The following is a 13,799-nucleotide window of genomic DNA, read 5'->3' as shown; positions in this document are numbered from 1 at the left end:
GCATCAGTGCGAAGGTACACCCGCGCCGTGGGCCCGACCCGGTGACGATGCCACCCGGATCTCCCTGCCCTCAGTCGATCACCACCAGGAGGTCCCCGCCCTCCACCGCCTGAGCCGGGCCGACGGCCCAGCGCGACACCACCCCGGCCACCGGGGTGGTGATCGCGGCCTCCATCTTCATCGCCTCGATGGTGGCCACCTGCTGACCGGCGGCGACCTCCTCGCCCACCTCCACCACCGGGGTGATCACCCCGGCGAAGGGTGCCGGGACCTGCCCGGGCACCGACCTGTCGGCCTTCTCGGCGGTGGGCACCGCCGAGTCCACCGACATGTCGCGCACCGCCAGGGTGCGCGGCTGGCCATTCACCGAGCACAGCACCTGGCGCATGCCGTGGTCGTCGGGATCGCCGATCGCCGAGATCCCCAGTTCCAGCGAGTGGCCCTTCTCCAGGACCACCTCGACCTCGCCGCCCTGCTTGAGGCCGTAGAGGAACTCGCGGGTGGGGATCACCGACAGCGCCGAGTAGGCCTCGAAGGCCTCCTCGTAGTCGCGCAGCGGACCGGGGAACAGCAGCCGGTTCAACGCATGGCGGGGGTGGGCCGCCAGATCGGCGGAGTCAGCCTCCGACAACTCGGCGACCACCGGCCGGGTCCGTCTCCCCGCCAACGCCTTGGTCCGGAAGGGCTCGGGCCACCCGCCGGGCGGAGTGCCGAGATCCCCGTTGAGGAATCCGATCACCGATTCCGGGATGTCGTAGCGGTCCGGGTGCTCCTCGAAGTCGCGCGGATCGGCGCCGCGTCCCACCAGGGCCAGGGCCAGGTCTCCGACCACCTTGGAGGACGGCGTCACCTTGACGATATTGCCGAGAATCCGGTTGGCCGCCGCATACATCTCCTCGACGTCCTCGAAACGATCCCCCAGGCCCAGCGAGTTCGCCTGCTGGCGCAGGTTCGACAGCTGGCCACCGGGGATCTCGGTGCGGTAGATCCGCCCGGTCGGCCCACGCAGTCCCGACTCGAAGGGGGCGTAGAGCTGGCGCACCGCCGCCCAGTAGGGCTCCAGGTCGGTGACCGCGTCCAGGCTGAGCCCGGTGTCGCGTTCGGTGCCCTCCAGGGACGCCACCAGTGCTGCCATCGGGACCTGGGAGGTGGTGCCGCCCATCGCCGCCGAGGCGACGTCCACGGCGTCCACCCCGGCGCTGATCGCCGCCAGCAGAGTGCCCAGCTGGCCACCGGCGGTGTCGTGGGTGTGCAGGTGCACCGGCACGTCGAAGTGGCTGCGCAGAGCTGAGACCAGCTTGGCTGCGGCCGGCGCCCGCAGCAGCCCGGCCATGTCCTTGATGGCCAGCACATGGGCGCCGGACTCGACCAGCTGCTCGGCCAGGTGCAGGTAGTAGTCGAGGGTGTAGAGGGTCTCCCCGGGGGAGGTCATGTTGCCCGTGTAACACATCGTCGCCTCGGCGACGGCGTGATCGGTCTCCAGCACCGCCTCGATCGCCGGGCGGATCTGGTCGACGTTGTTCAGCGAGTCGAAGATCCGGAAGACGTCGACCCCCGAGCGTGCCGCCTCGGCGACGAAGGCGCTGGTGACCTCCAGCGGGTAGGGGGTGTAGCCCACGGTGTTGCGGCCGCGCAGCAGCATCTGGATCGGCAGATTCGGCATGGCGGAGTGCAGCGCGTCCAGCCTGTCCCAGGGATCCTCCTTGAGGAATCTCAGCGCCACGTCGTAGGTGGCTCCGCCCCAGGCCTCCACGCTCAGCAGCTCGGGCAGGGTCCGGGCCACGATCGGGGCGGCGTGCAGCAGGTCGCGGGTGCGGATCCGGGTCGCCAACAGGGACTGGTGAGCGTCGCGGAAGGTGGTGTCGGTGACCGCCACAGCGGTCTGCGCGCGCAGGTCGGCCGCCCACTGGACCGGACCGACCTCCAGCAGATGAGATCGTGAGCCGGCTGGCGGAGCGGCTTTGAGGACCTCGGGCGGCAGTTCGGGGAGTCGACGCCGCGCCCCCGAGAAGTCGGCGGGGACCGAGCCGTTGGGCCGGTTGACGCTGACCTCAGCGAGATAGCTGAGCAGTTTGGTGGCCCGGTCGACCGGGATCTGAGCTTTCAGCAGATCGGGGCGAGCATCGATGAATCCCGTGGTGGCATGCCCGGCCAGGAACTCCGGGTCGGAGATCACCGCCTCCAGGAAGGGGATATTGGTCGAGACGCCGCGAATCCGGAACTCGTTGAGGGCTCTGAAGGCGCGGGCGGCGGCCTGGGCCAGGTCGCGGCCGCGGCAGGTCACCTTGACCAGCAGGGAGTCGAAGTTGGCACCGACGGTCGCCCCGCCGAAGACGACACCGCCGTCCAGTCGGACACCGACCCCGCCCGGGGTCCGGTAGACCGACAGCACGCCGGTGTCGGGGCGGAAGCCGTTGGCCGGGTCCTCGGTGGTGATCCGGCACTGCAGGGCGGCTCCACGGATGGTGATGGTGTCCTGGGCCAGGCCGATGTCGGCCAGGGTCTCGCCGCCGGCGATCCGCATCTGGGCCTGCACCAGGTCGACCCCGGTGATCTCCTCGGTGACGGTGTGCTCGACCTGGATCCGGGGGTTCATCTCGATGAAGACGTAACGGCCGTCCTCACCGAGCAGGAACTCCACGGTGCCCGCGTTGACGTAGTGGATGTGGCGGATGAACCTCAGTGCGTCGGCGCAGATCCGGTCGCGGAGCTCCGGGTCCAGATTGGGCGCCGGGGCCATCTCCAGGACCTTCTGATGACGCCGTTGCAGGGAGCAGTCGCGCTCGTAGAGGTGGATGGCCTCTCCGGCGGCGTCGGCCAGCACCTGGACCTCGATGTGGCGGGGATTGATGACCGCCTGCTCGAGATACATCCGGTCGTCGCCGAAGGCCGACTCGGCCTCGCGCATCGCCTCGACCAGGGCTGGGCGAAGGCGGTCGGGATCGTTGACCTGGCGCATCCCGCGGCCGCCGCCCCCGTTGACGGCCTTGACGAACAGCGGGAAGCCGATCTCTGCTGAGGCGGCCATCAAGGTGTCGATGTCGTTGCTCGGCTCGGAACCGGCCAGCGTCGGCAGGCCGGCCTCGCGGGCCGCGGCAATCGCCCGGGCCTTGTCGCCGGTCAGCTCGAGGACGTGCTGGGGAGGGCCGATGAAGGTGATCCCGGCGTCGGCTCAGGCCTCGGCCAGATCGGGGTTCTCCGAGAGGAAGCCGTAACCGGGGTAGATCGCGTCGGCCTCGGCGAGCCGGGCGGCCTCGATGATCCCCTCGACGTCGAGGTAGGCGCGCACCGGATGGCCGGGTTCCCCGATCTGGTAGGACTCGTCGGCCTTGAGGCGGAACTCGGCCTGCCGGTCCTCCTGGGTGAACACCGCCACGGTGCGCACTCCGAGCTCGGTGGCGGCGCGGAAGGCGCGGACCGCGATCTCCCCCCGATTGGCCACCAGGATCTTGGTGAACATGACAACTCCTATCTGCGGGTGGATCAACGTGTGGGCGGATGTGCGAGTGGGCCGTGGGATCTCACCGCTGATGGCTCAGCCCGCGCGCACCGGCGGCTGGGCGAGCAGCATCCTGCCGACCCTGACTGTGATCCTCGTCCAGGAACCAGCCGGGGCGGCAGGCGGTCTGATGTCCTGCTCCTGGGAGCGCATCGCCGTTGCGGCACTGTGCGCAGTTCCACCACGATTCCCTGCTCGAGCCGGGACCGGGACCCGACGCCTCGCGGCCCCGTCCTGGGGGACGTGGTGAGAACGCTAGCAGAGCCCTCCGGCGGCTCCACCGGCGGCGTGGCAGCAGGCAATGGGCGGGCCCGACCAACCGGGTTGTGCTATAGAGTTGCAGCTGGTCGATCGCCCGCGGGACGGGCGCCAGGGAACGCCGGTGAGATTCCGGGGCTGACGCGCAGCGGTGAAAGTGACGACGCCGGCGGCACACCACTGGAAGAATGTTCCGGGAAGGTGCCGGCGTCGGGTGATCTGAGTCCGAAAACCTGTCGACCGGAGTGCAGGATGTGGGTCCCCTCGCGTGGCGGCGACCCTCGAACAGGGAGGGAGTGGAGCACCATGTCTGGCCCCACCACCCCACCCGCCGGGATCCTCCATTGCCCAGAACTGCATTGCACTGCCGGAATGCGTTGTCACAGTGCGTTGAACAGAAAGGCGTCATCATGAGTTCAGCAATCCAGTCCAGGAGGCCTTCGAAGGTCTCGATCGTCGGGGCCGGGAGCGTGGGAAGCTCGATGGCCTACGCCTGCCTCATCAGGGGGTCGGCCGATGTCGTCGCCCTCTACGACATCGCCAAGGAGAGGGTCGACGCCGAGGTGGCCGATCTGGCCCACGGCAGCGAGTTCGTGCCCTCCCGGGTGATGGGTGGCGGAGATGTCAACGAGACCGCTAACTCCGACGTCGTGGTGATCACCGCCGGTGCCCGCCAGAAGCCCGGCCAGAGCCGGCTGGATCTGGTCGGTGTCAATGCCGGGATCATCTCGAGCCTGATGAGCCAGCTGGTGCCGCAGTCGCCCAATGCGATCTTCGTCATCGTCACCAACCCCTGCGATGTGCTGGCAGTGGTCGCCCAGCAGGTCTCCGGGCTGCCCGAGAACCGGGTGTTCTCCTCAGGAACTCTGCTGGACAGCTCTCGGCTGCGTTTCCTGATCTCCCAGTGGGCCGACGTCACCAGCCCGAATGTGCATGCCGTGATCGCCGGTGAGCACGGCGACTCGGAGTTCCCCATCTGGTCGACCGCGAATATCTCCGGTGTGCCGATCGCCGACTGGAAGGTCGATGGGGAGCGGGTTTTCACCGAGCAGGTGCTCGACGACCTGGGCCACGAGGCTGCTGAGGCGGCCTACAAGATCATCGAGGGCAAGGGGGCCACGAACTACGGCATCGGGCTCGCCGGCTCGCGGATCACCGAGGTGCTGCTGGGCGCCGGCCACGCCGTGCTACCGGTCTCGGCGATGGTTCACGGACTCTACGGGGTTCCCGACGTGGCGCTGTCGCTTCCGCGGCTGGTCTCCCGCGACGGGGTGGGGGCGCCGGTGCCGATTCCGATGAACCCCGACGAGATCAAGAAGTTCCAGGAGTCTGCCGAGAACCTCCACGACACCCTCGAGGCACTCAAGAGCTGAGCCCTGCCAGGACCGGTCCTCACCGGGCCGCGGCGGCTCGGGTGGAACCGGCTCCACCCGAGCCGGTTCCACCCAGCCCTACTCGGGCAATGCCGGGGATTTCTCCTGCATCTGCCGGATATGACCCAATGACGCGTCGAAGGCCCGCCTCTCAGCCTCGCTGAGATGAATGTTGACGACCTCCTGGATCCCGTTGACGCCGAGGATCACCGGGACCCCGGCGCAGATCCCGCGGTGGCCGTACTCCCCCTCCAGGCGCACCGATACCGGGATGATGGAGTGCTCATTGCGCACGATCGCGGCGATGATCGTGCAGGTCGTCGCGGCAATCCCGAACGACGTCGTCCCCTTGCCCTTGACGATCTGGAAGGCGCTCTGCTTGGCGTCGTCGAGCACGGTGTCGGGATCGATCCCGCGGGCCCTCTGGGGATTGTCCTCGATCGCGTGATCCAAGGGTTTCCCCCAGAAGGAGACCGCCGACCACGGCACCATCTGGGAGTCGCCGTGCTCCCCCATCGCATAGGCCTGGATGGACTGCTCGTCGACCCCGAAGATGCGCGCCAGTTCAAGACGGATCCGCAGCGAGTCGAGGGCCGTCCCGGTGCCGATGACACGTTCCCGCGGGAACCCCGACAGCCTCATGACCCGGTCGGTGATGACGTCGACCGGATTGGTGATGACCACGAAGATCCCGTCGAACCCGGCCGCCACGATGGGCGGGACGATGGTGTCGACGATCGCGCATGAACTGGTGAGGAAGGTGTCGCGGCCGGCCGAGGCGTCCAGCCGGGCCGAGGCGGTGATGACGACGATGTCGGCGTCCCCGCAGGCGGCGTAGTCCCCGGAGGTCACGGTCGAGCCGAAGGTCTGGGCCGAGGCGGCCTGGTTGAGGTCCAGCGCCTGGGAGGCGGCGACCTGCCGGGTGCGATCGACCAGCACGAGGTCGTCGACCAGTCCGGTGATGATGAGCTCGAATGCGGTCGCGGTGCCGACCTGGCCGGTGCCCACGATGGCGATCTTGGTGCGGGTGCGCATGGAACTCCTCATCTTGCCGACAGCACATCGATGACGGGACAACTGCTCAGCTGCGAGTCTGCCACTCACTGCAGCCCTGGGTCCTCCCCCAGATTCCCCGGGTCGCTGTTGTGCGACCCGCTGGCCACATACCGTGGTCTCCATGGGAACAGTAATCGTGATTGCAGTGGTCGTCGGCGGCGTCTGGTACTGGAAGAAGCACCGACGCCACTACTGATCAGCAGGCATCGCACAGCCACATCCACCAGCCATATCGATCGCCGGCACCGTTCCGCCGGTTCTCGCCTGAGGTGCGACCCCGCCCAGGCGAGTAACAATAGGGGTCGATGACAGACGCCGGGACACCCGAGGACCCACTCGACAGCTCTTCCGGAGGCGGCGCCGAGCCGGTCGCCTCCGGAACCCGACTCGCACCCGGCAGGCATCGGTCGCCGCTGACCGAGTTGGCGCTGCCGATCTACATCCCCTCGATCATCTGGGCGACCTCTTACGGGGCACTCACCGCGGTGATGGTGCTGGCCGCCCTGCAGATCGGTTTCAGCCAGACGATGGCAGCGGCGGTGGCCGGGGTCTCCGGGCTGGTCGGCGTCCTCACCGGGCCGTGGGTGGGTCGCGAGATCACCCGGTTCGGGGACCGGCCGGCCTTCGTCGCCGGCACCGCGATGGCCATCGCCGCCCTGCTGGCGGGGCTGGGCTCGATGCACTGGCCCTCCACCGGCTGGGCCAAGCCGGTGTATCTGGTCGCCATCGTGGTGCTGTCGGTCTCCAACAACATCTGGTCGCTGGCCCGGCAGTCCTATGTCGCCGAGTCGATCCCGATGGCCATGAGAGCCCGCGCGATGTCGATGCTGGGCGGGATGCAGCGAATGGGCCAGGTCATCGGCCCCGGGGTGGGCAGCGTCGCGATCGCCCGCTGGTCCTACCCGGGATCCTTCTGGGTGCAGATCGCGATGGCGGCGGCTGCAGTGGTCTTCGTGCTGGTCTTCACCCTGCCGACACCCCAACGGCTGGGCCAGGTGACCGGGACCGTCACCGAGGATGTGAATCCTGTCCGGCCGGCGCCGCGCGAGCATGCCGACCGGCGGGCCACCACCATGCTGGCGGTGAGCGTGGTGGTGCTGACCATCGTGCGCGCCAATCGCAACGTCGTCATCCCGTTGTGGGGCGCTGCGCTGCGGATCGCCCCGCACACCATCACCGCCACCTTCGCCGCCAGCGCTGTGATGGACTCGTTGGTGTTCTATCCCAGCGGCAGGCTCTCGGACCGGTTCGGACGCCGCGCCTCGCTCATCCCGACCCTGCTCATCATGGGCGCCGGGTTCGTCGGGCTGGCGATCTGGCAGACCCTGACCGGATTCATCGTGTGTGCCTGCCTCATCGGGCTGGGCAACGGCTTCGGCGCCGGCATCGTGATGACGATGGGTGCCGACCTGTCCCCCGATGTCAACCGATCGACCTTCCTGGGGATCTGGCAGTCGGTCCAGCAGGCCGGGATGACGGCGGGGCCGTTCATCGTCACCGCGATGGTGGCTGGCTTCGGGGTGGGCGCCTCGGTGTGGGTGACCGGGGTGCTGTCCCTGGTGGGGGTGGGATATGTCCTGGTGGCGGTGCCCAGGGCCTACGCCCGGATGGGGCTCACCGATCGTGGCCGGCCGCTGGTGAGCGCTGAGGCGTCCGCCCGAGCCGCGCAGGACTGATCCCGCGGCGCCAGCAGGGACGCGGTGACCACCCAATCTGCTGCAGGAACCGGAAGACCCCCGGCCAAACAGTGTTTGACCAGGGGTTTCGCCGGTGGGCCTAATTGGACTTGAACCAATGACCTCCGCCTTATCAGGGCGGCGCTCTAACCAACTGAGCTATAGGCCCGAACCGCTGCCGGTCTCCCGGCTGCGAGTGAGTACGTTACCGCACCGCTCCCGAGCGGTCCAATCCGCACCGTGGCGATGAGACGGGAGGACCTGACCTCACTGGTGTAGCGCGGTGCAGGACCGGACCTCCCACCGCGCCCCGGCCATCGGCGCAGCACGCCGATCGCCGCGGCGGGCGGCCCGGGACTGCTTCAGAACTCCTCGTACTCGGCCGGGTCCTGGTCGGCCAGACGACCGTCGGGGCGTCCCAGGGCGGTGATCCGGTCCACCTCACCGGGTGACAGTGTGAGATCGGCGGCCTGCAGATTCTCGGTCTGACGCTCGGGGGAGGCCGCCTTGGGGATCGGGATCGCGCCACGGGCGATGTGCCAGGCCAGCACGGTCTGGCCCGGGGTGGCGTCGTGGGCCTTGGCGATCTCGGTGATGACGGGATTGCTCAGCAGGTTGTTGCCGCGTCCCAGTGGGCTCCAGGACTCGGTGAGGATGCCGTGTTCGGCGTCGTAGTCGAGGGTCTCCTGCTGGGGGAAGTAGGGATGCAGCTCGATCTGGTTGACGACCGGGCGCACCCCGGTCTCCTTCTCGAGCCGCTCGATGTGCTCGGGCAGGAAGTTGCAGACGCCGATCGCCCCGACAACCCCGGCCTCACGGGCCTCGATGAGCGCCTGCCAGGCCTCGACGTACTTGCCGACCTTGGGATTCGGCCAGTGGATGAGATAGAGGTCGAGATGGTCCAGGCCAGTGCGGAACAGGCTCTCCTCCACCGTGTAGACGGCCTCGTCGTGGTCGTGGTGGCGACCCGGGAGCTTGGAGACCACCTGCAAGGAGTCGCGGTCGACCCCGGACTCCCGGACGGCCTTGCCGACCATGCCCTCGTTCTCGTAGTTGAAGGCCGAGTCGAGCATCGTGTAGCCGGCGTCGATGGCCCGCTCCAGGGTCTCCAGGCCCGATGCCCCGTTCAGCTTGTAGGTTCCGAAGCCGATCTCCGGCAGGGTGAAACCGTCGTATGCGTTACGCGTCCTCATGTCGTCCTTCCCACCGGGACCCCCTGAACGGCTCGTGCGAACTGTTCGTGCCGGCCGTGTGCCGGCCTGCCGGGATGGTCCCGGGATGTCGTGGCCCAGTGACTGCCACTGTAGGTCAGTTCCGGAACTGCCGGCTCCGGCCGCGGGTCGATCCGACAGCCGGAGCTCAGGCCTCCAGGCTGGGGTAGCTGACGCCGATCTGGCGCCGGATCTCGTCGAGGCCCTCCATGATCGCCACCGTCTCGTCGATGGGTTCGAGCTCCGAGTCCAGCCGTCCCTCGGCGATGTACCGCTCGGCGGCCAGCGCCTCGTACTGCATGCCTCGACCGTCGACCGGCGTCCGGTAGTCCTCGATAACGGTGCCATCGGTGGCCACCAGCCGGAACGTGGTCGCCGTGTACCAGACCGGATCGATCTCGATGCGGGCCCTGGTCCCGATGATCACCGCGGTGTTCGAGCCGACCCCTCGGGAGGACGACAGCGAGGTGGAGATCGCCCCGGAGGCGTGGGTCATCACGGTGGCCACCTCGGTGTCGGTGCCGACCTCCTGCAGGCGTGCCCGGGCACTGATCGAGGTCGGTGCACCGAGGATGTCCCAGATGAAGGAGATCGGGTAGACGCCCAGATCCAGCAGCGCCCCGCCCCCCAGCGCCGGGTCATTGAGCCTGTGGTGCGGGTCGTCGGTGATCAACTGGGTGTGGTCGGCAGTGACCGCCCGGATCTCGCCGAGGGCCCCGCCGGCCACCAGCCCACGGATTCGGATCATGGTCGGCAGGTAGCGGGTCCACATCGCCTCCATGAGGAACAGCCCGTCGGCGGCCGCCAGATCGCGCAGCTCGGCGGCCTGCGCGGCGTTGAGGGTGAAGGCCTTCTCCACCAGGGCGTGCTTGCCGGCCTCCAGCACCAACTTCGCATGCTCGTAGTGGTGGCTGTGCGGGGAGGCGACGTAAATGATGTCGACCTCGGGGTCGGCGACCAGCTCCTGGTAGCTGCCGTGCGCCCTGGCAATGCCGAAGGTGCCGGCGAAGTCACGCGCCGAGTCGGCGGATCTGGAGCCGACCGCGACCACCTCACGCCCCGTGGTCCGTAGGTCAGAGGTGAAGGTGTGCGCGATGCTCCCGGTGCCCAGGATTCCCCAACGAAGGCCAGTCATGTCCGAAGCCTACGACGCCGACTCCAGTCATCGACCGGAACGAGCCGTCCGGCCACGACAGGATGCGCTGTGCGCCGAGGGGATCGGCCCTCGGCCCGGGACCGGTCTCAGTCCTCTGCGAGGGTGACCTCGAGGCCGCCCATCACCTGGGCGGCCAAGTTGTAGAGGAAGCTGAACAGGGTGGCCAGGGCGGTGAACAGCACCGCGTCGACGGCCCCGATGATCGCGGTCAGGCCCAGCACCCGGCCGGTGTTGAGGTAGTCCGAGAGCTGGAACTTGTCCTGGGAGGTGGGCGAGGCGATGAGGTCGTTGACGGCCTTGTTCATCGAGTCGAAGGCGCCCGAGGCCCCGATGACACCCCAGACCACCCAGACGGCCACGAAGAAGATGATCGCCCCGGCGACCCCGAACAGCAGGGAGGTCTTCATCACCGACCAGGGGTCGACCCGGGAGATCCTCAGCCGCGCCTTGCGGGTGCGGCGGATCCCGTGGGAGCTGGCGGACCGGGCGGGAGCAGAGGCTCCCGCGGCGGCCGAGACCCCCCGCAGACCCGACTGCGGGCTGGCGGGGGCCTGGGGCTCGGGAGCGGAGTGGGTCGGCTGGGCGGAGTGCTGGCTGCCCGCAGGGGTCTGGCTCACACCTGACCCGCCGGCAGCGCCCGAACCGCGTCCAGCGCCCGGGCCGAAGGCCTCACGGGCGTCCTTGGCGGTCCAGTGAGTTGCGTCCGGGTCCTGGCCACCCGCCCCTGTACGCGGATTCTGCCGCGTCGTGTAGTCACTCACCGTCGTCCTCTCGGGTCGCGACGCCGTCTTGGTCGGGCACCACGGTACCGTCCTGCTCCGAATGCTGCTCGCCGGCGGTGGCCGGCGATCCGTCCCGGGCCGACGCCGGGGCCTCATCGGCGCCACCGGTGACGGCCTGATCCGAGGCGGCCTCGACGGCCTCCTCCTCGGGCTCCTCGTCGTCCCGCTCGGGGTTCAGAGCGATGATCGAGACGGCGTCGTTCCCCTTGACCGCCACGAACTTGACCCCCATCGTGGAGCGCCCCTTCACGGGGATCTCAGCCACCTGGGAGCGGGTCACCTGGCCGGAGTTCTTGATCGCCATGATCTCGTCGGCCTCGCTGACCACCAGCCCGCCGACCAGCGACCCACGATTCTCCGACAGCGCCATCGCCTTGATCCCGAGCCCACCGCGGCCCTGACGCCGGTACTCCGAGACCGCGGTCCGCTTGGCGAATCCGCCGTCGGTGACGGTCACCACGAAGCGGTCGTCCTCGGGCGTGTCGGCCGAGATGATCGACATCGACAGGACCTCGTCGCCGTCGCGGAACTTCATCCCGGTCACCCCGGAGGTGGCCCGGCCCATCGGCCGCAGCTGCTCGTCGGAGGCGGCGAACCGGATCGCCTGGCCCTTGCGGGAGATCAGCAGCACGTCATCGTCGGCGGAGCACAGCTCGGCGCCGATCAGCTCATCGTCGGCGGTGCGGAAGTTGATGGCGATGACGCCGGCCGCACGCGGCGAGTCGTAGGCGCTCAGCGCGGTCTTCTTGACCAGCCCCGCCCGGGTGGCCAGCAGCAGGTAGGGCTCGTCGGAGTAGCTGCGCAGGGTCATCACCTGGGTGATCTTCTCCTCGGGCAGGAAGCTCAGCAGTCCGGCGACGTGACCGCCGCGGGCGTCGCGGCCGGCCTCGGGGAGCTGCCACACCTTGGTCCGGTAGACCCGGCCCATGTTGGTGAAGAACAGCAGCCACTGATGGTTGGTGGTCGCGAACAGCTGGGCCACCTCGTCGTCGGCCTTCAGGGCCGCCCCCCTGACCCCCTTGCCACCGCGCTTCTGGACCCGGTACAGATCGGTCCTGGTGCGCTTGGCGTAGCCGCCCCGGGTGATGGTGACGACGACCTCCTCGTCGGGGATGAAGTCCTCCTCGGAGAAGTCCCCGTCGGCGGCGATGATGCGGGTGCGCCGGTCGTCGCCGTACTTGTCGACGATCTCACTGAGCTCGGTGGAGACGATCTGGCGCTGGCGGGCCTCGTGGGCCAAGATGTCCTTGAAGTCGGCGATCTGGCGCTCCAGCTCGGTGAGCCGGTCGATGATCTTCTGGCGCTCCAGGGCGGCCAGTCGGCGAAGCTGCATGTCGAGGATCGCCCGGGCCTGGATCTCATCGATGTCCAGCAACTGCTGCAGGCCGGTGGAGGCCGTCTCGGTGTTGGGGGACCGCCGGATCAGGGCGATCACCTCGTCGAGCATGTCCAGGGCCTTGACCAGGGCCCGCTGGATGTGGGCGTCCTTCTCGGCCTGGGCCAGCCGGTACTCGGTGCGTCGCCGGATCACCTCGAGCTGATGGGCGATCCAGTAGCTGATGAACTGATCCAGCCGCAGCGTGCGCGGCACATTGTCGACCAGCGCCAGCATGTTGCAGCCGAAGGTGTCCTGCAGAGCGGTGTGCTTGTACAGGTTGTTCATCACCACCCGCGGCTGGGCGTCGCGCTTGAGGATGATCACCAGACGCTGCCCGGTACGGGCTGAGGAGTCGTCGCGGATGTTGGCGATCCCGTTGATCCGTCCCGAGTTCACCAGGTCGGCGATCTTCTGGGCCAGGTTGTCGGGGTTGCACATGTAGGGCAGCTGGCTGACCACCAGGCACTGGTGGCCGGCCTTGTCCTCCTCCATGTCGATCACCGCGCGCATCGTGACCGAACCGCGACCGGTGCGGTAGGCGTCCTCGATCCCCTGGCGGCCCACGATGAGCGCCCCGCCGGGGAAGTCGGGACCCTTGATGCGGGCCATCGAGGCCTCCAGCAGCTCCTCCTGGGAGGCCTCGGGGTGGGCCAGCGACCACTGCACGGCGTCGTTGACCTCCCGCAGATTGTGGGTCGGGATGTTGGTGGCCATCCCGACCGCGATGCCGCTGGACCCGTTGACCAGAAGATTCGGGAACCGGGCCGGCAGGACGACCGGCTCGGTCTCCTTGTTGTCATAGTTGGGCTGGAAGTCGACGGTGCCCTGGTCGATGTCGCGGACCATCTCCATCGCCAGCGGCGCCATCTTGCACTCGGTGTACCGCATCGCCGCGGCACCGTCGTTGCCCTGGGAACCGAAATTGCCCTGCCCCTGGACCAGCTTGTAGCGCATCGCCCAGGGCTGGGCCAGCCGCACCAGGGTGTCGTAGATCGCCGAGTCGCCGTGCGGGTGGTACTTGCCCATCACATCGCCGACCACTCGCGAGCACTTGTTCCAGCCGCGGTCGGGGCGGTAGCCGGAGTCGTACATGGCGTAGATGACGCGACGGTGCACCGGCTTGAGGCCGTCGCGGACGTCGGGCAGGGCGCGCCCGACGATGACGCTCATCGCGTAGTCGAGGTAGGCGTTCTGGATCTCATCGCGGATCTCGACGGGCTGGACGCCGGTGTGGCGCCCGGTCACCAGGCCCTGGGTGTCGGCCTGGTTCTGCTCGTTGGGACCGGTCTCGTCGTCAGCCATGGAATTCCTTGTCAGTGATCATGCATGAAGTTGTTGTCTTCCGGCCCTCGGGCCCTGGTCGGAACCCGCCGGTCCGAGGGCCCGGGGCTCGGGTGGCGGACCCGAGCC

General features: G+C 68.6%; 9 protein-coding genes, 1 tRNA gene and 1 riboswitch. Of the genes, 2 read left to right on the top strand and 8 right to left on the bottom strand.

The genetic code is table 11. The annotated features are described in order from the left end of the window. Positions 1–70: 70 nt before the first annotated feature. On the bottom strand, positions 71–3,160 hold the full coding sequence (locus G554_RS13740) for a pyruvate carboxylase (protein ID WP_281167934.1): 3,090 nt from the start codon (positions 3,158–3,160) through the stop codon (positions 71–73). A gap of 12 nt (positions 3,161–3,172) precedes the next feature. Further along, positions 3,173–3,460 carry a biotin carboxylase N-terminal domain-containing protein gene (locus G554_RS18190; RefSeq protein ID WP_245569899.1) on the bottom strand — a complete coding sequence of 96 codons (288 nt, stop codon included), beginning with the start codon at positions 3,458–3,460 and terminating at the stop codon, positions 3,173–3,175. 370 nt (positions 3,461–3,830) lie between these two features. Further along, a riboswitch (cobalamin riboswitch) is annotated at positions 3,831–4,012 on the top strand. Between the two features lie 155 nt (positions 4,013–4,167). Here G554_RS18190 and G554_RS0100410 point away from each other — a divergent pair. Continuing rightward, positions 4,168–5,130: an L-lactate dehydrogenase gene (locus tag G554_RS0100410; RefSeq protein ID WP_027586361.1), complete on the top strand. Its 963-nt coding sequence runs from the start codon at positions 4,168–4,170 to the stop codon at positions 5,128–5,130. Between the two features lie 78 nt (positions 5,131–5,208). Here G554_RS0100410 and G554_RS0100405 read toward each other — a convergent pair whose 3' ends face one another. After that, positions 5,209–6,165, bottom strand: coding sequence for an L-lactate dehydrogenase (locus G554_RS0100405; RefSeq protein WP_027586360.1), 957 nt, complete (start codon positions 6,163–6,165; stop codon positions 5,209–5,211). 326 nt (positions 6,166–6,491) lie between these two features. Here G554_RS0100405 and G554_RS13735 point away from each other — a divergent pair, with 326 nt between their 5' ends. After that, a complete protein-coding gene (locus G554_RS13735; protein WP_051232082.1) occupies positions 6,492–7,862 on the top strand; it encodes an MFS transporter in 1,371 nt (456 codons plus the stop codon). Positions 7,863–7,957: 95 nt separating this feature from the next. On the opposite strand, the gene G554_RS0100395 is transcribed toward G554_RS13735, so the two are convergent. The 5 genes from G554_RS0100395 to gyrA form a co-directional block, all read right to left on the bottom strand. After that, a tRNA-Ile gene (locus G554_RS0100395) sits at positions 7,958–8,031 on the bottom strand. A 193-nt stretch (positions 8,032–8,224) separates the two neighbouring features. Then, entirely contained in the window at positions 8,225–9,055 is an 831-nt protein-coding gene (locus tag G554_RS0100390) for an aldo/keto reductase (RefSeq protein ID WP_027586359.1), read from the bottom strand. A gap of 166 nt (positions 9,056–9,221) precedes the next feature. Then, positions 9,222–10,208 carry a Gfo/Idh/MocA family protein gene (locus tag G554_RS0100385; RefSeq protein WP_027586358.1) on the bottom strand — a complete coding sequence of 329 codons (987 nt, stop codon included), beginning with the start codon at positions 10,206–10,208 and terminating at the stop codon, positions 9,222–9,224. Between the two features lie 107 nt (positions 10,209–10,315). Continuing rightward, positions 10,316–10,990, bottom strand: coding sequence for a DUF3566 domain-containing protein (locus G554_RS18555; protein ID WP_051232080.1), 675 nt, complete (start codon positions 10,988–10,990; stop codon positions 10,316–10,318). Continuing rightward, positions 10,983–13,691 (bottom strand): DNA gyrase subunit A, encoded by a 2,709-nt coding sequence (gene gyrA, locus G554_RS0100375; protein ID WP_027586356.1) that lies wholly within the window; start codon positions 13,689–13,691, stop codon positions 10,983–10,985. The genes G554_RS18555 and gyrA overlap by 8 nt, the downstream gene beginning before the upstream one ends. Positions 13,692–13,799: the final 108 nt, after the last annotated feature.

The organism is Acidipropionibacterium thoenii DSM 20276, from assembly GCF_000423445.1.
In the GTDB taxonomy this organism is placed as follows: Bacteria; Actinomycetota; Actinomycetes; order Propionibacteriales; family Propionibacteriaceae; genus Acidipropionibacterium; species Acidipropionibacterium thoenii.
This window is presented reverse-complemented; position numbering and strand designations above follow the sequence as displayed.